Source organism: Streptomyces sp. NPDC051105 (genome assembly GCF_040682795.1).
Taxonomy (GTDB): domain Bacteria; phylum Actinomycetota; class Actinomycetes; order Streptomycetales; family Streptomycetaceae; genus Streptomyces.
On record NZ_JBFBBR010000004.1, the window covers coordinates 607,946 to 630,485 of the forward strand.

The window sequence follows — 22,540 nt, forward strand, 5'->3', positions numbered from 1 at the left end:
CCACGCGGCTAAGCCGCACACCGATGCGGCCCCGCGCCCCCGGGTGGGACCCGGCGCCCCTCCCCCTACATCGGCAGCGTCGGCGGCACCTTCGCGGGCGTCGTCTCCAGTGCCTCCAGCGCGATCCGTACCGCCTCGTCCAGTTGCGGGTCCCTGCCCGCGGCCCAGTCCTGCGGGGTCTGGACGACCTCCACGTCGGGGTCGACGCCGTGGTTCTCCACGCCCCAGCCGTGACCCTCCATCCAGAACGCGTACTTGGGCTGGGTGACCAGCGTGCCGTCGACCAGGCGGTAGCGGCTGTCGATGCCGATCACACCGCCCCAGGTGCGGGTGCCGACCACCGGGCCGATGCCCAGCGCCTTGATCGCCGCGTTGACGATGTCCCCGTCCGAGCCGGAGAACTCGTTCGCGACGACGACCACCGGGCCCCGGGGCGCGTCCCTCGGGTAGCTGAACGGGCGCATGCCGCGCGGCAGGTCCCAGCCGACGATCCGGCGGGCCAGTTTCTCCACGACGAGCTGGGAGGTGTGCCCGCCGCGGTTCTCCCGGACGTCCACGACGATGCCCTCGCGGGCCATCTCCACGCTCAGGTCGCGGTGGATCTGCGCCCAGCCCGGTGCCTGCATGTCCGGCACGTGGAGGTAGCCGAGGCGGCCGCCGGAGAGTTCGTGCACATGGGCCCGGCGGTCGGCCACCCACGCGTGGTAGCGCAGCGGTTCCTCGTCCGCGACCGGGACGACGACGGGGTGGCGCAGCTCGCCGCCGCCCGCGGGGGACACGGTCAGTTCGACGGCCTTGCCTGCGGTGCCGACGAGGAGGGGGCCGGGTCCGGTCACCGGGTCGACGGAGCGGCCGGCGACGGCCACGATCGCGTCCCCGGGGCGTACCGCGACGCCGGGTGCGGCGAGCGGGGAGCGGGCGCCGGGGTCGGAGGTCTCGGCGGGCAGGATCCGGTCGATGCGCCAACTGCCGTCCGGATGCCGGGAGATGTCGGCACCGAGGAGGCCCTGGCGGGCGCCGCGGCCGTAGCCGCCGTTCGGGGTGACGTAGGCGTGCGAGGTGCCGAGTTCGCCCTGGACCTCCCAGAGCAGGTCGACCAGGTCGTCGTGGGTGGCGACGTGGTCGACGAGCGGGCGGTAGCGGTCGAGGACGCCGTTCCAGTCGACGCCGCCGAGGTCCGGCCGCCAGAACTGGTCCCGCATGATGCGGCCGGTCTCGTCGAACATCTGCCGCCACTCGGCGGCCGGTTCGACGGTCTGCCGGACCCGGGACAGGTCGACGGTGATGTTGGTGTCGCTGTCGTCGTCGTTCGAGGCACGCCGGTCGCTGGGGACGACCTTGAGCTTTCCGTCGGACCACAGCAGGACGCGTTTGCCGTCGCCGCTGACCTCGAAGTGGTCGGCGCCGGAGGCGAGGTACTCGATGCGCTGCTGGGCGAGGTCGTAGCGTTCCAGCTCGGTCTTGGGGTCGGGGTCCTCGGGGTGGGCGCGGGAGGCGCCGAGCACGCCGCGCACCGGGTGGCGCAGCCACAGGACGCCGTCCTTGGCGGCGCGCAGCCCGGAGTAGCGGCCGGCCTCGACGGGGAAGGGCACGATCCGGTCGGCGAGGCCCTCCAGGTCGATCCGGGTGGCCGGGGTGCCCTCGGCGTCCGGGGTCTCGTCCTTGTCGGGGGTCTCGAAGGGGCGGCCGTGCCGCTGCGGACCGAACGGCGAGGGGGTGGTCGCGGCCAGCGTGATCAGGTGCGGGCGGTCGCCGACCACGAAGGCCAGGTCGAAGACGTGCTCGTCGTAGACCGGGTCGAAGGAGCGGGTGGAGAGGAAGGCGAGGTGTTTGCCGTCGCGGGTGAAGACGGGGTCGTAGTCCCGGAAGCGCAGCGGGGTCGCCTCGGTGACGGTGAGGTCGGTGGTGTGGGCGATGCGGAGCTGGCAGAGCCCGCCGACGCCGGGGTGGGACCAGGCGAGCCAGCCGGAGTCGGGCGAGAACGCCAGCCCGGAGACGTCGCCGTCCTCGCTGCGGTCGACCTCCCGGACCTCGCCGGTCTCGCGTTCGACGAGGAGCAGCCGGCCGTCGTGCGCGGCCACCGCGACGTGGCCGCCGTCGGGGGCGACGGCGAGGTCCAGGACCCGGCCGAGCTGCCCGGCGGCGAGCCGGCGCGGGGTGGAGCCGGGCACGGCACCGGTGGCGGGGGCGAACTCCAGGGCGTCGTCGCCCTCGGCGTCCGTCACCCACACCACCCACTCCTCCGCGTCCGCGCGGAAGGTGACGGGCAGCCGGGCGCGCACCCCGGGCTGGGCGGCCAGCGCGCGGGCCGGCCCCGACCGGTGGGTCACCCAGTGCACGCCGCCGCGCACCAGGACGGCGCTGCCGCGGGCGGTGTGGTCGGGCGAGGCGGAGCCGAACCAGCGGGCCGCGTTGACCGGGCGCGGCTGCCGGTCCACCCGGGACCCGCCGAGCCGGATGTCCAGCCGGCGCGGCTCGGCGCCCTCCAGGTCGTCGAGAAGCCAGAGTTCACCGGCCGAGGCGTAGACGACCCGGGTGCCGTCACCGGCCGCGTGCCGGGCGTAGAAACCGTCGAGAGGTGTGTGCCGGCGCAGGTCGGAGCCGTCGGCGAGGGACGAGTACAGCGCGCCCGTCCCCTCGTGGTCGGAGAGGAAGGCGATCCGGTCGCCGGCCCACACCGGGTCTTCGAGGTTCCCGTCCAGCTCCTCGTGCAGCCGTACGAACTCCCCGGCTCCTTCCCCGTCGTGGACGTCCCGGTCGATCCACAGCTTCCCGGCCGTACCGCCCCGGTACCGCTTCCACCAGGCCGCCTCCCGGCCCATCGGCGCGGACAGCAGCACGGTGTTCGGCCCGAAGGCGACATGGCCGACCGGGCCGTACGGCAGGACGGTGGACGGTCCGCCGTCGAGCGGGACGGTGCGGGCCCAGCTGCGCCGGAGGCTGGACTGGCCGTAGGCGCTGATCGCGAGGACCTGCCCGTCGGCGGTCCAGCCGCGCACCTGGGTGTGGGAACTCCCCCAGTGCGTCAGACGGGTCGCGGAGCCGCCGTCGACGGGGGCCGTGTGGATCTCGGGAGCGCCGTCGCGGGTGGAGGTCCAGGCGACCGTGGTCCCGTCGGGCGAGATACGCGGCAGCGTCACGGGTACGTTGTCGGCGCTGACCCGCCAGGCCCGGCCGCCGTCCAGGGGCGCGAGCCACACGTCGTCCTCGGCGGTGAAGGCGACCAGGTCGCCGTGGACATGGGGAAATCGGAGGTAGGACCGCGGTCCTGTCGCTGCACCCTGAGTCACCCGCTCAGCCTATGCATCGCGGCACGATCGCGGTGGCCGATTTCGATCACTTGCCCTGCACCGGCCAGCACTTGGGATCGCCCTGGCACCAGACGGTCTTCGTCACGGTCACGGTGGGGCCCGGCCGCTGTCCGTAGGTGGGCGGCCGGTAGGTGCTGTAGATCGGTCCGGGCGTGGCGTCGCAGTCGCCGAGGCCCTTCACCCGGAACCACTCCTTGCCGCCCACCGTCGCGACGAGGTTCCCGCGCACACAGGCGCCGCTGACCGCCTTGGTGACGCGTCCGGTGACGGTGATGTCCCGGCCGTCCTTGGTCCTGCCCCGGCAGTCCACGGAGACGACGGTGGTCTCGGACGCCGAGGGCGTCTTCTGCGCCGACGAGCCGTAGTCGCCGGTGCAGGTGAGCCAGCTGACGTCGACGTGCTGCCGTTTCAGCTCGGCGGTGGCGGTCCGGTCGGTGGTGTACGCGACGGTCGCGGAGTTCAGGTCGGTCGGCTGACAGCCCACCACACCGCCCACGGCGACCACCGCGAGCCCCGCCACAGCCGCCGCCCTGGTCACACGCGACCGGCGCGTCACGCCCGGTCGGCGCCAAATCGGCCTCAATGCCCCCATGGAGGGCAGCCTGCCACCGTCTCCTCCGTGACGGTAGGGGGCATACGGCCACTCACGTGTTCGGAGAGGTCCCCCGGCCGGCCGACGGGCTCCTCAGGTGCGCAGCAGCAGCCACTCCTGGAGCTCCACCAGGTTGCCCTCCGGGTCCTTGAGGTGGGCGACGCGCATGCGTTGCGTCATCGGCGCCGGCCCGTGCACCAGGACCGCGCCCCGCGCGACGATCTGCTCGCAGTATGCGTCCAGGTCGTCGACGCGCAGCACCACCAGCGAACGGTGCCCGGTCGCGGTGTCCCCCAACTCGCCCAGCACCTCGGCCATCATGGCCCGGTCCTGCAGGGCTATCCCCGCCGACCCGGCGTGCGGGCTGAACTTCTCGTACGGTCCCTCGCTCGCCCCCGACTGCGGCTTCAGCCCGAGCACCTCGGCGTAGAAGCGGTAGCAGGCGGCGAAGTCGGAGACCAGGAGCCGGACTTGGGCGAGTTCCACGGTGTTCCCCCTGAGGTGTCGTACGGGTCAGGACCACCGGCCGGTGCGGCCCAGCAGCAGGGCCGCGGCCGCGGTGCCCGCGGTCGATGTCCGCATCACGGTAGGCCCCAGGGTGTAGGCCCTGGCACCCGCCTCCTCGAAGAGCGCCAGTTCGTCCCGGGCGACGCCCCCTTCGGGCCCGACGACCAGCACGATCTCGCCCCCGGCGGGCAACCGGGCCCCGGCGAGCGGGTCGCTGCCGTGCTCGAAGTCGGAGTGGAGCACGGCGGCCAGGTCGGCTTCGGCGAGAAGCGCGGCGACCTGCTTGGTGGTCGCCGCGTCCGCGATCTCCGGGAAGCGCACCCGGCGGGACTGCTTGCCGGCCTCGCGGGCGGTGGCCCGCCACTTCGCGAGGGACTTCAGGCCCCGGTCGCCCTTCCACTGGGTGATGCAGCGGGCGGCCTGCCAGGGCACGATCACGTCGACGCCGACCTCGGTCATGGTCTCCACGGCGACCTCACCGCGGTCGCCCTTGGGCAGGGCCTGGACGACGGTGATGCGGGGAGACGGCTCCGGCTCCTCCGAGATCGACGTCATGTGGACGATCAGCCGGTCCTTGCCCTCGGCGGCCCGTACGACGCCCTCCGTCCAGCGTCCGCGCCCGTCGGTGAGGATGACGTCCTCGCCGGGCCGCAGCCGCTTCACGGAGACGGCGTGCCGTCCCTCGGGCCCGTCCAGGACGACCTCGCCGCCGGAGCGGTCGGGCACCACGAGCGGGTCGAGCACGAACACCGGGGCGGTCACCGCCTGCCCCCCTCGTACCCCTCGTACCCCTCGTACCCCTCGTGCCCCTCGTGCCCTTCGTGCCCTTCGCCCTTGCCCGACAACGCTGTCGACGCGGCGGCGAGTTCCGCCGTGAGGGTCTCCACCAGCTGCCCGGCGGGCAGCGGGCGGGCCAGCCGGTGGCCCTGCCCGGCCCACAGGGCCATGCCCTGCGCGTCCCCGGCCTTGGCGGCGGCCTTGCGCAGCGGGGAGGTGAGGTGGTGGACCTCCGGGTAGGCGGCGGGCGCGTACGGGCCGTGCTCGCGCATGAAGCGGTTGACCAGGCCCCGGGCGGGCCGCCCGGAGAACGCCCGGGTCAGTTCGGTCCGGATGAACAGCGGGTCCGTCAGCGCCCGCTTGTGGAGATCGGTGGCGCCGGACTCCGGGGTGGCGAGGAAGGCCGTACCCAGCTGGGCGGCGCTCGCCCCCGCGGCCAGCACGGCGGCGATCTGGCTGCCACGCATGATGCCCCCGGCGGCGACGACGGGAATGCCCACCGTCTCCCGTATCTGGGCGACCAGCGACAGCAGCCCGATTCCGGCCCCCTCGTTGTCCTGCACGTCCCGATGGGTGCCCTGGTGACCGCCGGCCTCCACGCCCTGTGCGATCACCGCGTCCGCCCCGGCCCGCTCGACGGCGAGCGCCTCCTCGGCGGTGGTCGCGGTGACCAGGGTGAGGGTTCCCGCGCGGCGGAGGGAGTCGAGGACGTCCTTGCCCGGGACTCCGAAGTGGAACGAGGCCGCGGCCACCGGGTTGTCGAGCAGCACGGCCAGCTTGGCCTCGTACCCGTCGTCCCGGCCGCTGTCCGGGTCGCCGAGTTCCGTCTTGTACCAGGCGGCCTCACCGGCCAGCTGATGCGCGTAGACCTCCACGGCCCCGGTCTCGGCGTGCTCCGTCTGCGGCATGAACAGGTTCACCCCGAAGGGACGGCCGGTCAGCCCCCGCAACTGCTTGATCTCCTGGTACATCCCGTCGGCGGTCTTGTACCCGGCGGCCAGGAACCCCAGCCCGCCCGCCTCGGACACGGCGGCGGCGAGCTGCGGCACGGAGACCCCGCCCGCCATGGGGGCCTGCACGATCGGAAGGGGAAAGAGATCGGTCAGTGCGGAGGACATGACGGCATGTTGTCACGTCCTCCGAACAAGACCGAATCGGGCCGTCCCTCTGGCACATGCCAGACATGTCCGGGCCGCGAAGGGCCGTCGCCCCCTCCCGGTGCCCCGTCCACGCCCGTGCGCCGACCGGTCAGAGCCCGCACCACGGGCCGCCGGCGCCCGTACGCCGGCCCCTCAGCGCCCGCCGACGGGTCAACGCCCGTTGAACGCGTCCTTCAGCCGGCTGAACAGACCCTGCTGCCCCGGCTGGAACTGCCCCGTCGGCCGTTCCTCGCCGCGCAGCTTCGCCAACTCGCGCAGCAGCCGCTCCTGCTCGGGGTCGAGCTTGGTCGGGGTCGTCACCTCGACATGGACGATGAGGTCACCGCGCCCGCCGCCGCGCAGATGCGTGACACCGCGCCCGTGCAACGGGATCGACTGCCCGGACTGCGTTCCCGGCCGGATGTCGACCTCCTCCATCCCGTCCAGCGTCTCCAGCGGCACCTTCGTACCGAGCGAGGCCGCCGTCATCGGGATGGTCACCGTGCAGTGCAGATCGTCGCCGCGCCGCTGGAACGTGGAGTGCGGCAGCTCGTGGATCTCGACGTACAGGTCACCGGCGGGACCGCCGCCGGGCCCGACCTCGCCCTCACCGGCGAGCTGGATCCGGGTGCCGTTGTCGACACCGGCCGGGATCTTCACGGTCAGCGTCCGCCGCGACCGCACCCGCCCGTCACCGGCGCACTCGGGACACGGCGTCGGCACGACCGTACCGAAGCCCTGGCACTGCGGACACGGCCGCGAGGTCATGACCTGGCCCAGGAAGGACCGCGTCACCTGCGAGACCTCACCTCGGCCCCGGCACATGTCACAGGTCTGGGCGGAAGTGCCCGGCGCCGCGCCCTCACCGTTGCAGGTGTTGCAGACGATCGCCGTGTCGACCTGGATGTCCTTGGTGGTACCGAAGGCCGCCTCGTCGAGCTCGACCTCGATCCGGATCATCGCGTCCTGGCCGCGCCGGGTCCTGGACCTCGGCCCGCGCTGCGACGCGGTACCGAAGAACGCGTCCATGATGTCCGAGAAGTTCCCGAAGCCACCGGCCCCGAAGCCGCCCGCACCCGCGCCGCCGCTCTGCGAGAGCGGGTCACCGCCGAGGTCGTAGACCTGCTTCTTCTGCGGGTCGGAGAGCACCTCGTAGGCGGCGTTGATCTCCTTGAACCGCTCCTGGGTCTTCGGATCCGGGTTGACGTCCGGGTGCAGCTCGCGCGCGAGCCGACGGAAGGCCTTCTTGATCTCTTCCTGCGACGCGTCGCGGCGCACGCCGAGAACGGCGTAGTAGTCCGTGGCCACTTACGACTCCGCCAGGATCTGTCCGACGTACCGTGCCACCGCTCGTACCGCTCCCATCGTTCCCGGGTAATCCATGCGGGTCGGTCCGACCACGCCGAGCTTGGCGAGTGCCTCGCCGCCCGAACCGTAGCCGACCGACACCACGGACGTGGAGTTGAGTCCCTCATAGGCGTTCTCGTGACCGATGCGTACGGTCATGCCCGAATCCCCCGCCTCGCCCATGAGCTTGAGGAGGACGACATGCTCCTCCAGGGCCTCCAGGACGGGCCGGATCATGAGGGGAAAGTCATGTCCGAAGCGGGTGAGATTGGCGGTGCCGCCGATCATCAGCCGCTCCTCGTTCTCCTCGACGAGCGTCTCCAGCAGGGTGGAGAGCACCGCCGAGACCGTACCGCGGTCCTCGGCCTCGAAGGCGTCCGGCAGGTCCTCCACCAGCCGGGGCACGTCCGAGAACCGGCGACCGGCGACCCGGCTGTTGAGCCGCGCCCGCAGATCCGCCAGCGACGACTCCCCGAAGGGCGCCGGGCAGTCGACCATCCGCTGCTCGACCCGCCCGGTGTCGGTGATCAGCACCAGCATCAGCCGGGCCGGGGCGAGCGCGAGCAGTTCCACGTGCCGCACGGTGGACCGTGTCAGCGACGGGTACTGCACGACCGCGACCTGCCGTGTCAGCTGCGCCAGCAGCCGCACCGTCCGCGCCACGACGTCGTCGAGGTCGACGGCGCCGTCGAGGAAGTTCTGGATGGCCCGCCGCTCGGGCGCGCTCATCGGCTTGACGCCGGCGAGCTTGTCGACGAACAGCCGGTAGCCCTTGTCGGTGGGGATCCGCCCGGCGCTGGTGTGCGGCTGGGCGATGTACCCCTCGTCCTCCAGGGCGGCCATGTCGTTGCGCACGGTCGCCGGGGAGACCCCGAGGTTGTGCCGCTCGGTCAGCGCCTTCGACCCCACCGGCTCCTCGGTGCCGACATAGTCCTGGACGATGGCGCGCAATACCTGAAGCCTGCGTTCACTCAGCATCCAGCGCCACACCTCCAGAAAGTCGTCCCCGCGGCCTTTCGGGTCTTTCGCCTGGCACTCTGCGATCCCGAGTGCCAACGTCCCCGGCCCAGTGTACGGCCGCCGGGTACCGACTGGGCAAGGTCGGTGAGGACCCGGGGCGTTCTGCCGTTAGCGTCGCGGTATGACGGTGACTTGGGAAGAGCTGGGCTGGGAGCGGGTGGCCGAGGGTGTCGGCCGGTGCCGGCTGCCGGGCTGGGACTGCACGGCCGGGCTGGTCCTCGGGGCGGGCCCGGTCCTGATGGTGGACGCCGGGTCGAGCCTGGCGGAGGGCGCGCGGTTGCGTACGGAGGCACAGCGGCTGGCCGGACGCCGTGTGACCGATCTCGCGCTCACCCACCCCCACTTCGACCACGTCTTCGGCACCCCCGCGTTCGCGGGCGCGGACGTGCACGTGGCGGCGGGCGCGGAAGCCGTCCTCACGCACGGCCGCGAGGCGCTCCGCCTGGACGCGATCCGCAACGGCCTGCCGGCCCCGGAGGCCGAGGAGGCGGCCGACGCGCTGCCCCTGCCCCGCCGTCCGGTCTCCGGCGAGTGGACCCTCGACCTCGGCGACGGCCGCCGGGCCCTGCTGGCCGACGTGGGCCCCGGCCACACCTCCCACGACCTCGCGGTCCTCGTCCCCGGCCTCCCCGGCGACCCCGGCGACCCGCCGGTGGTGTTCTGCGGCGACCTGGTGGAGGAGTCCGGCGCCCCCCAGGCCGGCCCCGACGCCGTACCGTCCCACTGGCCGGCCGCCCTGGACCGCCTGCTCGCCCTCGGCGGCGAGAACGCCCGGTACGTGCCCGGTCACGGAGCGGTGGTGGACGCGGCGTTCGTACGACGGCAACGCGACGTCCTGGCCACCCGTTTCGGCGTGTCGTGACCACGCCGCCGCCGCTTCTCCTATCGTCATCCGAATGCGCCAGTACTCCGCCGACCTGACCCCGCCGTGGAAGAAGCCGAAACCGGCACCGGAGGTGGCCGCCGAACCCGGCCTGGTCGTCGAGGAACCCGGCACCGGATTCTGCGGCGCGGTGATCCGCTGCGAGGCGGGCACGGTGACGCTGGAGGACCGCTTCGGCAAACACCGCGTCTTCCCGCTGAAGCCCCGGGGCTTCCTCCTGGAGGGCCGGGCGGTCACCCTCGTACGCCCCACGTCGGCCGCCCCCGCACGCCCCGCCCGTACCGCCTCCGGCTCGGTCGCCGTCCCCGGCGCACGCGCGCGCGTGGCCCGCGCGGGCCGCATCTACGTCGAGGGCCGCCACGACGCGGAGCTGGTCGAGAAGGTCTGGGGCGACGACCTGCGCATCGAGGGCGTGGTCGTGGAGTACCTGGAGGGCGTGGACGACCTGCCGTCGATCGTGGCCGAATTCGCACCGGGCCCGGACGCGCGCCTCGGTGTCCTGGTGGACCACCTGCTCCCCGGCACGAAGGAGTGGCGCATCGCCCAGTCGGTCACCAGCGCACACGCCCTGGTCGTCGGCCACCCGTACATCGACATCTGGGAGGCGGTGAAGCCCGCCGCCGTGGGCATCGAGGCGTGGCCGCGCGTCCCGCACGGCCAGGACTGGAAGACGGGCGTGTGCCGGGCGCTCGGCTGGCCCTCGGACAACACGGGTGCCGTCTGGCAGGCGATCCTGGCCCGGGTGGGCTCCTACAAGGACCTCGAACCGGAACTGCTGGGCCGGGTGGAGGAACTCATCGACTTCGTCACGGCCCCGTAGCCGGGCACCCCCTGCCCCCTGCCCCCGGTCCCGGTCCCGGTCCCGGTCCCGTCAGTCCACCAGGTCCCTGACCACCGCGTCCGCCAGCAACCGCCCCCGCAGCGTCAGCACGGCCCGCCCGTCCTCGTACGGGCCGGTCTCCAGCAGCCCCTCCCCCAGCGCCCGCCGCGACGCCGCCAGCCCCTGTTCCCTCAGCAGCGTCAGCGGCACCCCCTCCCGCAGCCGCAGCTCCAGCAGGATCCGCTCCACCCGGCGGTCCTCGTCCGTGAGGACCTCACGCCCGGCCCCCGGTGACCGTCCCGACGCCAGCGCCGCCGCGTACGCCCCCGGATGCTTGACGTTCCACCAGCGCACGCCGCCGACGTGCGCGTGCGCGCCCGGTCCCGCGCCCCACCAGTCGGCGCCCCGCCAGTACAGCTCGTTGTGCAGGCAGCGGGCGGCCTCGGAGGTGGCCCAGTTGGACACCTCGTACCAGTCGAAGCCCGCCGCGGACAGCATCTCCTCGGCGATCAGATAGCGGTCCGCGTGGACGTCGTCGTCGGTCATCGGGACCTCGCCCCGGCGGATCCGGCGGGCCAGCTGCGTGCCCTCCTCGACGATCAGCGCGTACGCCGACACATGGTCGGGGCCGGCCCCGAGCGCCGCGTCCAGCGAGGCCCGCCAGTCGTCGTCGGACTCGCCCGGCGTGCCGTAGATCAGATCCAGGTTGACGTGCTGGAAGCCGGCCGCGCGGGCCTCCGCGACACACGCCTCGGGGCGCCCCGGGGTGTGCGTGCGGTCCAGGACGCGCAGCACGTGCTGCCGGGCGCTCTGCATGCCGAAGGAGACCCGGTTGAAGCCGCCCTCGCGCAGGGCCGTCAGATACGCGGGGTCGACGGACTCCGGGTTCGCCTCCGTCGTGACCTCCGCCCCGGCGGCCAGACCGAACTCGTCGCGGATCGCGCCCAGCATCCGTACCAGGTCACCGGCGGCCAGCAGCGTCGGCGTGCCCCCGCCCACGAACACCGTGCGGACCTCGCGCGGGTCGTCACCCAGCACCTTGCGGGCCAGCCGGATCTCGTCGATCAGGGTGTCCGCGTAGTTGTCGCGGGAGGCGAGGACACCGCCGGTGCCGCGCAGCTCGGTCGCCGTGTACGTGTTGAAGTCGCAGTAGCCGCAGCGGGTCGCGCAGTAGGGGACGTGCAGATAGAACCCGAGGGGGCGGCCGGCGGCACCGGCCAGCGCGTGCGCCGGGAGCGCGCCGTCGTCGGGGACCGGCTCGCCGTCGGGAAGTGCGGAAGGCATGTCCCCCATTGTCCCGTACGACGCCGGTTACTCCGCCTGGAGGACCAGCAGCGCCAGATCGTCCTCCGGCTGCCCGCCGCCGAACTCGTGCACGAGCCGCCTGATGCGCTCGGCGATCAGCTCGGCACTCAGGCCCGCACAGCCCGCGAGGGCCCGCGCGAGCCCGTCGCCGTCGTCGAACTGCCGGGAGCCCGAGCGGCGCTCGGTGACCCCGTCGGTCACGCACAGCAGGCTGTCGCCCGGCTCTAGCTCTATGGTCTCGCTGGTGTACGTCTCGTCCTCCACGACCCCGAGCAGGGTCTGCGGCCGGGCGGCGGTGCGGACCGCGCCGTCGGGGCCGAGGAGCAGCGGCAGCGGATGCCCGGCGGAGGCGAGGGTGCAGCGGACACCGCCCGCTTCGAGGAGGGTGAGTTCGCCGTACAGGAGGGAGAGGAAACGGGTCTGCGGGCCGTCGCCGGGCGGCATGCGGCCGCCGGCGGCGACCAGGGCGCGGGCGGCGGCGTCGGCGGCCTCGGTGGCGTCGTCGAGGAGGAGCTGGTTGAGCCGGTCGAGGACGTCGGCCACCCGGTACCCCTCCCGGGCCAGCAGCCGCAGCCAGGGCCGGGCCAGGCCGATGACGACGGCGGCCTCGGGCCCCTTGCCCTGGACGTCGCCGACGGCGAAGCACCAGCGGCCGTCGCCGGCCGGGAACAGGTCGTAGAAGTCACCGCTGGGGCCGCCCTTGTCGCGGGGCTCGTAGACCAGCGCGCTGCGCACGCCCGGGATCTCGGCGACCGCACCCGGCAGCAGCCCACGCTGGAGGACGGCACTGATGGTGGCCTGGCGGGCGTACTGGCGGGCCGCGCCGATGGCGAGCGCGACCCGGCGCCCGAAGTCCTCGACCAGACCGGTGATCTCGTCCGGGAAACCGGCCGGGCCGGAGCGTCCGATCACGAGCGTGCCGAGCGGGCGGCCGCCCGCGATCAGCCGGTAGGAGAGCGCCGAGCCGCGCGCGCCCTGCGGGCCGAGCGCCTCGCCGGGCCAGGGATACGGCTCGGGCCCGGACCGTAACCCGTCCTTCGCGCACGGCGGGTCCTTCTCCAGGGCGCGGCGCAGTTCCTCGATGCGGTTCTCGCTGCCGTGCCAGACCCGGGCCAGCCGCGGCCCGCCCGCGTCGTTCGGGTCGCCCCAGCCGCCGGACCGCACGGTCGACTCGTCCTCCAGCCACACCGCGCACCAGTCGGCCAGCCGCGGCACGATCAGCTGGCCGGCGAGCGCGGCCACCAGGTTCTCGTCGAGCTGCCCGGCGAGCAGGTCGGAGGCCTCGGCGAGGAAGGACAGCACGCCTCTGTCCAGCCAGTCCCCGTCCCGGTCGGGGCGCTGGGGCTCGGGCGCGAGGATCTCGGCCACCTTCAGCTCCTGCTCGTCGGGGAGCGTGCCGCCCCGGCCGGTCAGCCGGGCCCACACCGTCTTCGCGCCGATGCGGTAAGTGACGCCCCAGGACTCGGCGAGCGAGGCGACCAGACGCAGCCCGCGCCCGTACTCCGGGGTCTCGTACGGCGTCTCGCCCGGGTGGTCGCGCGGCGCGCGGGAGGGATGGTGGTCGGTGACCTCGACGACGAACGCCGTCTCCTCCCGGGCCTCCTCCAGCCACCAGTCGACCTCGACGTCCGTGCCGGCGTGCACGACGGCGTTGGTGACGAGTTCGCTGACGACGATCATGGCGTCCTCGGCGACCCGCCGTCCCGGCTCCAGCAGGCCGCAGTCGGTCCACTCGTCGAGGCAGGCGCGCACCAGCGCACGGGCGGAACCCGGCGCCAGGGGGCCCCCGGGCAAGGTCGCGCGCCCCTGCGCGTACGCGCCCGCGCTCTCGTGCGCGGGCGCCTCGTCGCGCGCAGGCGCCTCACGGACCCGGGAGACGGTCTCCCGTTGCGTGGGTATGGCCCCCATGTCCAGCTCCCCGAGCAGTTCGGACGAATACATCCCGATCGATGCGGACAGAGTGACAGACTGACTGCGCCCATAAGCGCCGAGTTACCGAAGTGGGCCGCCATGAGTGAGAACAGTGCTACGCGTGTGCTCGAAGACGGACAGAAACCGGAACAACTCCGAGCATCCGAACTGCGCCCTCTGCTCGCCGCGATGACCGCCGCCCGCGACGGCGACTTCACCAAAGCGCCCGAGACCGGCGACGGGATGGTCGCCATACTCACCGCGGTCTTCAACCAGATCATGGACCGCAGCGTTCACTTCAACACCGAGACGCAACGCGTGAAACGCGAGCTGGTGCGCCACGGACGCCTCGACGAACGGCTGTCGGCCAGCCCCGGCCAGGGCGCCTGGAGGTCCCGCGTCGACGACGTCAACCAGGTCCTCGACGCCCTGGTCGCCCCCGCGGCGAACGCCACGCGCGTGCTGGACGCGGTGGCCGGCGGTGATCTCACCCAACGGGTCGATCTGCACGACGGCAGCCGCCAGTTGCGCGGCGATCTGCGCAGACTGGGCCGCGCGGTGAACAAGATGGTCGACCAGCTGTCCCTGTTCACCGGCGAGGTGACCCGGGTCGCGCGCGAGGTCGGCACCGAGGGCAGGCTCGGCGGCCGGGCCAAGGTGCAGCGCCTGTCCGGCAGCTGGCGGGACGTGACCGAGGCCGTCAACACCATGGCGTCCCGGCTGACCGCCCAGGTCCGCGACATCGCCCTGGTGACGACGGCGGTGGCGCGCGGCGACCTGACCCGCACGGTGACCGTCGAGGCGACCGGTGAACTGCTGGAACTGAAGCTCACCGTCAACACCATGGTCGACCAGCTGTCCGCGTTCGCCGACGAGGTGACCAGGGTCGCGCGCGAGGTCGGCACGGAGGGCCAGCTGGGCGGCCGGGCCCAGGTGCGGGGTGTCTCCGGCGTCTGGAAGGACCTCACCGACAACGTCAACTTCATGGCGTCGAACCTGACCTCACAGGTCCGCAACATCGCCCAGGTGACGACGGCCGTCGCCAACGGCGACCTGTCGCAGAAGATCACGGTCGACGCCAAGGGCGAGATTCTCGAACTGAAGTCGACGATCAACACGATGGTCGACCAGCTGTCGGCGTTCGCCGACGAAGTCACCCGCGTCGCCCGCGAAGTGGGGACGGAAGGAAACCTCGGCGGCCGGGCGCAGGTCAGAGGCGTGTCCGGAGTCTGGAAAGACCTCACCGACAACGTCAACTTCATGGCGGACAACCTGACGTCCCAGGTCCGCAACATCGCGCTCGTCTCCACGGCCGTCGCCCAGGGGGACCTCGGCAAGAAGATCACCGTGGAGGCGAAAGGCGAGATCCTCGAACTGAAGTCAACCATCAACACGATGGTCGACCAGCTGTCGGCGTTCGCCGACGAAGTCACCCGCGTCGCCCGCGAAGTCGGCACCGAAGGAAACCTCGGCGGCCAGGCACAGGTCAGAGGCGTCTCCGGGGTCTGGAAAGACCTCACCGACAACGTCAACTTCATGGCGCTGAACCTGACCTCACAGGTCCGCAACATCGCCCAGGTGACGACAGCCGTCGCCAACGGCGACCTCTCCAAGAAAATCACCGTCGACGCGCGCGGCGAGATCCTCGAACTGAAGGACACCGTCAACACGATGGTGGAGCAGCTGCGGGCCTTCGCCGACGAGGTGACCCGCGTGGCCCGCGAGGTCGGCACCGACGGCCGGCTGGGCGGCCGCGCCCAGGTGCTCGGCGTCTCCGGCGTCTGGCGGGACCTGACCGACAACGTCAACTACATGGCCGACAACCTCACCTCACAGGTGCGCAACATCGCCCAGGTGGCGACGGCCGTGGCACAGGGCGACCTGTCGAAGAAGATCGACGTGGACGCGCGCGGCGAGATCCTCGAACTGAAGACGACGATCAACACGATGGTCGACACCCTGTCGTCGTTCTCGTCCGAGGTGACCCGGGTGGCCCGCGAGGTGGGCTCCGAAGGACAACTGGGCGGCCAGGCGCGCGTGGAGGGCGTGTACGGCACCTGGAAGCGCCTGACGACCAACGTGAACGAACTCGCCCTCAACCTCACCACCCAGGTCCGCGCGATCGCCGAGGTCGCCTCCGCCGTCGCACAGGGCGACATGTCCCGGTCGATCACCGTGGAGACGCAGGGCGAGGTCGCCGAGCTGAAGGACAACATCAACCTGATGGTGGCCAACCTGCGTGAGACGACCCGCGCGAAGGACTGGCTGGAGTCCAACCTGGCCCGGCTCGCCGCGCTGATGCAGGGCCACCGGGACCTGATGGAGGTCGCCGACCTGATCCTGCGCGAGCTGACCCCGCTGGTGAACGCCCAGTACGGCGCGTTCTTCCTGGCCGACCCGGACGAGGACGGCGCGGCGGTACGGACGGCCGTACCGGCGAAAGGCCTGGCGTTCATCGCCGGCTACGGCTCCGCACAGGGCGCGATCGTGGAGACCGGCGGCCTGCCGGTGCACGGCCTGGTCCGCCAGGCGGCCCGCGAGAAGAAGCGGATCCTCGTCGAGGAGGCACCGCCGGACTACATCAAGATCAACAGCGGTCTCGGCGAAGCGGCACCGACGACGATCGTCATCATCCCGATCCTCTTCGAGGACAAACTCCTCGGCGTGATCGAACTGGCCTCCTTCTCCCGCTTCTCCGACGTCCACCTGGCCTTCTTCGACCAGTTCGTCAACACCATCGGCGTGGCCATCAACACGATCATCGCCAACTCCCGCACGGAGTCCCTGCTCGGCGAGTCGCAACGCCTGGCGATGCAGCTCCAGGAACGCTCGGACGAACTTCAGAAACAACAGGCGGAACTGCAACGCTCGAACGCGGAACTGGAGGAGAAAGCCGCCCTGCTGGCGACGTCCTCCCAGTACAAATCGGAGTTCCTGGCGAACATGTCCCACGAACTGCGCACTCCGCTGAACTCCTTGCTGATCCTGGCCCGGCTGCTGTCCGACAACCCGGACGGCCGTCTCTCCGACCAGGAGGTCCAGTTCGCGACGACGATCCACCGCTCGGGCTCCGACCTCCTCCAGCTCATCAACGACATCCTGGACCTGTCGAAGATCGAGGCCGGCCGGATGGACGTACGCCCCAAGCGCCTGCCCCTGATCAAACTCCTCGACTACGTCCACGCCACCTTCCGCCCGCTGACCCTGGACCGGGGTCTGGCCTTCGAGGTGGCGGTCGGCGAGGACGTACCGCGCGAGATGTACTCCGACGAACAGCGCCTCCAGCAGATCCTGCGCAACCTGCTCTCCAACGCGATCAAGTTCACCGCCAAGGGACGGGTGGAACTGCGGGTCGACCGGGTGAAGGACCCCGACCAGCACTACGTCCGCGGTAGCGGCGAGGTGATCGCCTTCGAGGTGACGGACACCGGCATCGGGATCGCCGCCGAGAAACTCCCGGTGATCTTCGAGGCGTTCCAGCAGGCCGACGGCACCACGAACCGCAAGTACGGCGGCACCGGCCTCGGCCTGTCCATCAGCCGCGAGATCGCGGGCCTGCTCGGCGGCCGTATCGTCGCGGCGAGCGAACAGGGCAGGGGCTCGACGTTCACGCTGTACGTCCCGGTCGTCAGCCCCGGCCACACGGCGGGCGGCCCCACCCTGGAGGACCACGCCCCACCGGTCCTCGGCCCCGCCCCGGCCGCCGCCCCCGACACCGACGACTCCTGGCCGGCTCCGGCCAAGCTGGAGGCGTGGCAGTCCGGACGCGCCGGCCAGATCCTGCCCGGCCGGCGCGTCCTGATCATCGACGACGACATCCGCAACGTCTTCGCGCTCACCCACGTCCTGGGCCGCGTCGGCATGCCCGTGCTCTACGCGGAGAACGGCCGGGAGGGCATCGAGACCCTCGAACGCAACCCGGACGTCGAACTGGTCCTGATGGACATCATGATGCCGGAGATGGACGGCTACGAGACCATCGCGGCCATTCGCCGCGCCCCCCGCTGGACCGGCCTGCCGATCGTCGCACTGACGGCGAAGGCGATGCCCGGCGACCGGGAGAAGTCCATCGCACGCGGCGCCAACGACTACGTGCCCAAACCCGTGGACGTCGATCGGCTGCTCACCGTCGTCTGCGCACTCCTGGACCCCGACAGCACGGAAGGCGGCGAGCCCGCCGACAAGGAACGGACGGGACGATGATCGCTGACGAGCGGGCCGGCATCCTCCTGGTCGACGACATGGAGGACAACCTGATCGCGCTGGAGGCCGTGCTGGCATCCCTGAACGAGCCGATAGTACGCGCGCGTTCCGGCGAGGAGGCGATGAAGGCCCTGCTGCGCCGCCGCTTCGCCGTGGTCCTCCTCGACATCCGCATGCCGGGCATGGACGGCTTCGAAACAGCCGCGAACATCAAACGCCTCGACCAGACCAAGGACGTCCCGATCATCTTCCTGACGGGAGCCGAGGAGGACGCCGGGTACGCGTTCCGCGGCTACGCGACAGGCGCGGCGGACTATCTGACGAAGCCCTTCGATCCATGGGTGCTGCGGGCCAAGGTCAACGTCTTCCTGGAACTGCACCGGAAGAACCAGCAGTTGCAGTCACTGCTGGCACGCGAACAGGCGGACTTCGGCGAGTTGGGCAAACGGCTGACGGTTCTGGAGGATCAGCTGTCCAACGAACCCGTCGACGTAGTGACGCTACGGGAAGAAGTCAGGGAACTGCGTCGACTGTTAAGCAGCGCTAAGCGGTCCGGCTGAGAGGGGCGGGAGACTGCGACGACGCGCGGCTCGGCCGCGTGGACGCGACGAGCCACCACGAACCCGCGGCCGCCACACGTCCCCCGCCACCCCCTACGCCTCGCGCGTACCGGCGTACATCTCGTCGATCAGGTGCTTGTAATCCCGCTCCACGACCGGCCTCTTCACCTTGAGGCTCGGCGTGATCTCCCCGTGCTCCACATCCAGGTCGCGGGGCAGCAGCCGGAACTTCTTGATGGTCTGCCAGCGCTGCAGACCCTCGTTGAGCTCCTTGACATATCCGTCGACCATCTCGACGGTCGCCGGCGCGGCCACCACCTCGGCGTAGGACTTGCCGTCCAGGCCGTTCTCCTTGGCCCATTCCAGGACCGCGACCTCGTCGAGGGCGATCAGGGCCGTGCAGTAGTTCCGGTCGGCGCCGTGGACGAGGATGTTGGAGACGTACGGGCAGACCGCCTTGAACCGTCCCTCGACCTCGGCGGGCGCGATGTACTTGCCGCCGGACGTCTTGATGAGGTCCTTCTTGCGGTCGGTGATCCGCAGATAGCCGTCCGGGGACAGCTCACCGATGTCACCGGTGTGGAACCACCCGTCGGCTTCGAGGACCTCCGCCGTCTTCTCGGGCAGTCCGTGGTAGCCCTGCATGATGCCGGGGCCGCGGAGCAGGATCTCCCCGTCGTCGGCGATCCGTACCTCGCAGCCGGGCAGCGGCTTGCCGACCGTACCGGTGCGGTAGGCCTCGCCGGGGTTCAGGAAGGACGCGGCGGAGGACTCCGTCAGACCGTAGCCCTCGAGAATGTGCACACCGGCGCCGGCGAAGAAGTAGCCGATCTCGGGGGCCAGCGCGGCGGACCCGGAGATACAGGCCCGCAGCCGCCCGCCGAAGGCCTCCCGCAGCTTGGAGTAGACGAGCCCGTCGGCGACCTTGTGCTTGGCGGTGAGCCCGAAGGGCGCGGTGGCGGAGCCGGTGCGGCGGAAGTTGTCCTGGGTGGCCTTGGCGTACTCGCGGGCCACGTCCGCCGCCCACTGGAAGATCTTGTACTTGGCCGCACCACCGGCACGGGCCTTCGCGGCGACACCGTTGTAGACCTTCTCGAAGATGCGCGGTACGGCGGCCATGTAGGTCGGCTGCACGACCGGCAGGTTCTCGATGATCTTGTCGACGCGGCCGTCGACGGCGGTGACATGGCCGACCTCGATCTGCCCGGAGGTGAGCACCTTGCCGAAGACGTGGGCGAGCGGCAGCCAGAGGTACTGCACGTCGTCGGGGCTGATCAGCCCGGTCGCGGCGGTCGCCTTCGCCATGTACGACCAGTTGTCCTGCGGCAGCCGCACGCCCTTGGGACGGCCGGTGGTGCCGGAGGTGTAGATGAGCGTGGCGAGCTGGTCCTTGGTGATCGCGCCGACCCGCTCCCTGATCAGCTCGGGGTGCTTCTCCAGGTACTTGGCACCGCGCTCCTCCAGCTCGGCGAGGGTGAGAACCCAGTCGCCCGTCTCCACGCCTTCCGGGTCGATGACGACGACCTGGGTGAGTTCGGGCAGCTCGGCGCGCTTCTCGACGGCCTTGGCGACCTGTGCCGCGTTCTCCGCGATCAGCACCCGGCTGCCGGAGTCGGAGAGGATGAACGCCGACTCCTCGGCGTTGGTCTGCGGATAGACGGTCGTGGTGGCCGCTCCGGCACACAGGATGCCGAGGTCGGCGAGGATCCACTCGACGCGGGTGGAGGCGGCGAGGGCGACCCGCTGCTCGGGCTGGATGCCGAGTTCGATGAGGCCGGCCGCGATCGCGTAGACGCGCTCGGCCGTCTGCGCCCAGCTCAGCGACTTCCAGTCGTCCGGGCCCTGACCGGAGGCGGCGGGCACCGGATACCGGTAGGCCTCGGCGTCCGGTGTGGCCGCCACGCGCTCCAGGAAGAGGGCCGCCACGGACGGCGGGCGGTTCTCGATCAGTGTCTGCGTGTCGCTCACGACATCCTCCGGGGGCCCGCGACGGTGCGGCTGGCTCAGTGCGGCTGGGTCTACTCACGGTGCGGTTCGCACTCTTGTTTAACTCGCGAGTAACTATCGAGCAGGGATCAGAGTAAGCCGCGATCGGCCTGTGCGTAAGGGGCATCGGCCTGTCTGTTTCCCCGCATATTCCACGCAGAGCGACCCTACGCACGCGTAGGGGCCCGCCGCACTTTCGTACGGCGGACCCCCGTTGCACCCGATGTGCGGCCGTCGCCGACTGTTACCGGCGGTTACTTCTTGCTCTTGGCCGATCCCGCGCTGTCATCGCTACTGAGGACGGCGATGAAGGCCTCCTGCGGAACCTCCACGGAACCCACCATCTTCATCCGCTTCTTGCCTTCCTTCTGCTTCTCCAGCAGCTTGCGCTTACGGGAGATGTCACCGCCGTAGCACTTGGCGAGGACGTCCTTGCGGATGGCGCGGATGGTCTCGCGGGCGATCACCCGGGAGCCGATGGCGGCCTGGATGGGCACCTCGAAGGCCTGCCTGGGGATGAGCTCGCGCAGCTTGGCGACTAGTCGCACCCCGTACGCGTACGCCGCGTCCTTGTGCGTGATCGCCGAGAAGGCGTCCACCTTGTCGCCGTGCAGCAGGATGTCGACCTTGACCAGGCTGGACGTCTGCTCGCCGGTGGGCTCGTAGTCCAGCGACGCGTAACCGCGCGTCTTCGACTTCAACTGGTCGAAGAAGTCGAAGACGATCTCCGCGAGCGGCAGCGTGTACCGGATCTCGACGCGGTCCTCGGACAGGTAGTCCATGCCGAGCAGGGTGCCGCGCCGGGTCTGGCACAGCTCCATGATCGAGCCGATGAACTCGCTGGGCGCCAGGATGGTGGCGCGCACGACCGGTTCGTACACCTCGCCGATCTTCCCCTCGGGGAACTCGCTCGGATTGGTGACCGTGTGCTCGCTGCCGTCCTCCATGACGACGCGGTAGACCACGTTCGGGGCCGTCGCGATCAGGTCGAGCCCGAACTCGCGCTCCAGCCGCTCCCGGATCACGTCCAGGTGCAGCAGGCCGAGGAAGCCGACGCGGAAACCGAAGCCCAGGGCGGCGGAGGTCTCCGGCTCGTAGACGAGCGCGGCGTCGTTGAGCTGCAGCTTGTCGAGGGCCTCGCGCAGTTCGGGGTAGTCGGAGCCGTCCAGCGGATACAGACCGGAGAAGACCATCGGCTTCGGGTCCTTGTAGCCGCCGAGCGCCTCCGTGGCGCCCTTGTGCTGGCTGGTGACGGTGTCACCGACCTTGGACTGCCGGACGTCCTTCACACCGGTGATCAGATAGCCCACCTCGCCGACACCGAGGCCGTCGGCACCCAGCATCTCGGGCGAGTTCGTGCCGATCTCCAGCAGCTCGTGGGTGGCGCCGGTCGACATCATCTTGATGCGCTCGCGCTTGTTGAGCTGGCCGTCGATGACACGGACGTAGGTGACGACACCGCGGTAGGAGTCGTAGACCGAGTCGAAGATCATCGCGCGGGCGGGCGCGTCGGCGACGCCGACCGGCGCCGGGATCTCCTTGACGACCTTGTTCAGCAGGGCGTCGACGCCCACACCGGTCTTGGCGGAGACCCGCAGCACGTCGTCCGGGTCGCAGCCGACCAGGTTCGCCAGTTCCTCGGCGAACTTCTCCGGCTGGGCGGCCGGCAGGTCGATCTTGTTGAGCACGGGGATGATCGTGAGGTCGTTCTCCATCGCCAGGTAGAGGTTGGCGAGGGTCTGCGCCTCGATGCCCTGGGCGGCGTCGACGAGGAGGATGGTCCCCTCGCAGGCCGCCAGCGACCGCGAGACCTCGTAGGTGAAGTCGACGTGCCCCGGGGTGTCGATCATGTTGAGGATGTGCGTGCTGCCCTGGTCGGGGCCCTCGGTGGGGGCCCAGGGCAGACGCACCGCCTGGGACTTGATCGTGATGCCGCGTTCGCGCTCGATGTCCATCCGGTCGAGGTACTGAGCACGCATCTGCCGCTGCTCGACCACACCGGTCAGCTGGAGCATCCGGTCGGCGAGCGTGGACTTGCCGTGGTCGATGTGCGCGATGATGCAGAAATTGCGGATCAGAGCCGGGGCGGTACGGCTCGGCTCGGGCACATTGTTAGGGGTCGCGGGCACGCAGGGTCCTGTCTCTTGAGGCGCCTTATGCCTCGGGTCGGATCGATACG

General features: G+C 71.2%; 15 protein-coding genes. 4 read left to right on the plus strand and 11 right to left on the minus strand.

The features are described 5' to 3' along the window. Nucleotides 1–65: 65 nt before the first annotated feature. The 7 genes from AB0N16_RS13490 to hrcA all read right to left on the minus strand — a co-directional run bounded on the left by AB0N16_RS13490 (nucleotide 66) and on the right by hrcA (nucleotide 8,651). Nucleotides 66–3,290, minus strand: coding sequence for a S41 family peptidase (locus AB0N16_RS13490; RefSeq protein WP_365796119.1), 3,225 nt, complete (start codon nucleotides 3,288–3,290; stop codon nucleotides 66–68). 46 nt (nucleotides 3,291–3,336) lie between these two features. Further along, nucleotides 3,337–3,831 carry a hypothetical protein gene (locus AB0N16_RS13495; RefSeq protein WP_365796121.1) on the minus strand — a complete coding sequence of 165 codons (495 nt, stop codon included), beginning with the start codon at nucleotides 3,829–3,831 and terminating at the stop codon, nucleotides 3,337–3,339. Between the two features lie 165 nt (nucleotides 3,832–3,996). Beyond that, nucleotides 3,997–4,389 carry a VOC family protein gene (locus AB0N16_RS13500; RefSeq protein WP_365796123.1) on the minus strand — a complete coding sequence of 131 codons (393 nt, stop codon included), beginning with the start codon at nucleotides 4,387–4,389 and terminating at the stop codon, nucleotides 3,997–3,999. Between the two features lie 27 nt (nucleotides 4,390–4,416). Further along, entirely contained in the window at nucleotides 4,417–5,172 is a 756-nt protein-coding gene (locus tag AB0N16_RS13505; RefSeq protein ID WP_365796125.1) for a 16S rRNA (uracil(1498)-N(3))-methyltransferase, read from the minus strand. Then, nucleotides 5,169–6,305: a nitronate monooxygenase gene (locus tag AB0N16_RS13510; RefSeq protein WP_365796127.1), complete on the minus strand. Its 1,137-nt coding sequence runs from the start codon at nucleotides 6,303–6,305 to the stop codon at nucleotides 5,169–5,171. The genes AB0N16_RS13505 and AB0N16_RS13510 overlap by 4 nt, the downstream gene beginning before the upstream one ends. Nucleotides 6,306–6,497: 192 nt before the next feature. Beyond that, nucleotides 6,498–7,634 (minus strand): molecular chaperone DnaJ, encoded by a 1,137-nt coding sequence (gene dnaJ, locus AB0N16_RS13515; protein WP_351691315.1) that lies wholly within the window; start codon nucleotides 7,632–7,634, stop codon nucleotides 6,498–6,500. Continuing rightward, entirely contained in the window at nucleotides 7,635–8,651 is a 1,017-nt protein-coding gene (gene hrcA, locus AB0N16_RS13520; protein ID WP_360484040.1) for a heat-inducible transcriptional repressor HrcA, read from the minus strand. Between the two features lie 163 nt (nucleotides 8,652–8,814). On the opposite strand from hrcA, the gene AB0N16_RS13525 reads away from it, so the two are divergent. Both AB0N16_RS13525 and AB0N16_RS13530 read left to right on the plus strand, forming a co-directional pair. Continuing rightward, nucleotides 8,815–9,555 carry an MBL fold metallo-hydrolase gene (locus AB0N16_RS13525; protein ID WP_365796129.1) on the plus strand — a complete coding sequence of 247 codons (741 nt, stop codon included), beginning with the start codon at nucleotides 8,815–8,817 and terminating at the stop codon, nucleotides 9,553–9,555. Nucleotides 9,556–9,589: 34 nt separating this feature from the next. After that, nucleotides 9,590–10,396, plus strand: coding sequence for a DUF3097 domain-containing protein (locus tag AB0N16_RS13530; protein ID WP_365796131.1), 807 nt, complete (start codon nucleotides 9,590–9,592; stop codon nucleotides 10,394–10,396). A gap of 51 nt (nucleotides 10,397–10,447) precedes the next feature. Here the strand turns inward: AB0N16_RS13530 and hemW are convergent, their stop codons facing one another. Both hemW and AB0N16_RS13540 read right to left on the minus strand, forming a co-directional pair. Continuing rightward, nucleotides 10,448–11,680 (minus strand): radical SAM family heme chaperone HemW, encoded by a 1,233-nt coding sequence (hemW, locus tag AB0N16_RS13535; RefSeq protein WP_365796133.1) that lies wholly within the window; start codon nucleotides 11,678–11,680, stop codon nucleotides 10,448–10,450. Nucleotides 11,681–11,707: 27 nt separating this feature from the next. Further along, entirely contained in the window at nucleotides 11,708–13,609 is a 1,902-nt protein-coding gene (locus AB0N16_RS13540; protein WP_365796135.1) for a SpoIIE family protein phosphatase, read from the minus strand. Nucleotides 13,610–13,711: 102 nt separating this feature from the next. Between AB0N16_RS13540 and AB0N16_RS13545 the strand changes: the two genes are divergently transcribed. Together AB0N16_RS13545 and AB0N16_RS13550 are read left to right on the plus strand one after the other, a co-directional pair. After that, entirely contained in the window at nucleotides 13,712–17,815 is a 4,104-nt protein-coding gene (locus tag AB0N16_RS13545) for a HAMP domain-containing protein (protein ID WP_365796137.1), read from the plus strand. Further along, complete coding sequence (locus AB0N16_RS13550) at nucleotides 17,812–18,375, plus strand: response regulator (protein ID WP_365796139.1); 564 nt, start codon at nucleotides 17,812–17,814, stop codon at nucleotides 18,373–18,375. The genes AB0N16_RS13545 and AB0N16_RS13550 overlap by 4 nt, the downstream gene beginning before the upstream one ends. Nucleotides 18,376–18,468: 93 nt before the next feature. On the opposite strand, the gene AB0N16_RS13555 is transcribed toward AB0N16_RS13550, so the two are convergent. Further along, a complete protein-coding gene (locus tag AB0N16_RS13555) occupies nucleotides 18,469–20,343 on the minus strand; it encodes an AMP-dependent synthetase/ligase (RefSeq protein WP_365796141.1) in 1,875 nt (624 codons plus the stop codon). A 272-nt stretch (nucleotides 20,344–20,615) separates the two neighbouring features. Further along, nucleotides 20,616–22,490 carry a translation elongation factor 4 gene (lepA, locus tag AB0N16_RS13560; protein ID WP_365796143.1) on the minus strand — a complete coding sequence of 625 codons (1,875 nt, stop codon included), beginning with the start codon at nucleotides 22,488–22,490 and terminating at the stop codon, nucleotides 20,616–20,618. Between the last annotated feature and the right edge of the window lie 50 nt (nucleotides 22,491–22,540).

Bases quoted from the DNA above. Each gene is read 5' to 3' on its own strand.
- AB0N16_RS13510 (WP_365796127.1), bottom strand. From the start codon at position 6,305: ATGTCCTCCGCACTGACCGATCTCTTTCCCCTTCCGATCGTGCAGGCC.
- hrcA (WP_360484040.1), bottom strand. From the start codon at position 8,651: ATGCTGAGTGAACGCAGGCTTCAGGTATTGCGCGCCATCGTCCAGGAC.
- AB0N16_RS13525 (WP_365796129.1), top strand. From the start codon at position 8,815: ATGACGGTGACTTGGGAAGAGCTGGGCTGGGAGCGGGTGGCCGAGGGT.
- AB0N16_RS13530 (WP_365796131.1), top strand. From the start codon at position 9,590: ATGCGCCAGTACTCCGCCGACCTGACCCCGCCGTGGAAGAAGCCGAAA.
- hemW (WP_365796133.1), bottom strand. From the start codon at position 11,680: ATGCCTTCCGCACTTCCCGACGGCGAGCCGGTCCCCGACGACGGCGCG.
- AB0N16_RS13540 (WP_365796135.1), bottom strand. From the start codon at position 13,609: ATGGGGGCCATACCCACGCAACGGGAGACCGTCTCCCGGGTCCGTGAG.
- AB0N16_RS13545 (WP_365796137.1), top strand. From the start codon at position 13,712: ATGAGTGAGAACAGTGCTACGCGTGTGCTCGAAGACGGACAGAAACCG.
- AB0N16_RS13550 (WP_365796139.1), top strand. From the start codon at position 17,812: ATGATCGCTGACGAGCGGGCCGGCATCCTCCTGGTCGACGACATGGAG.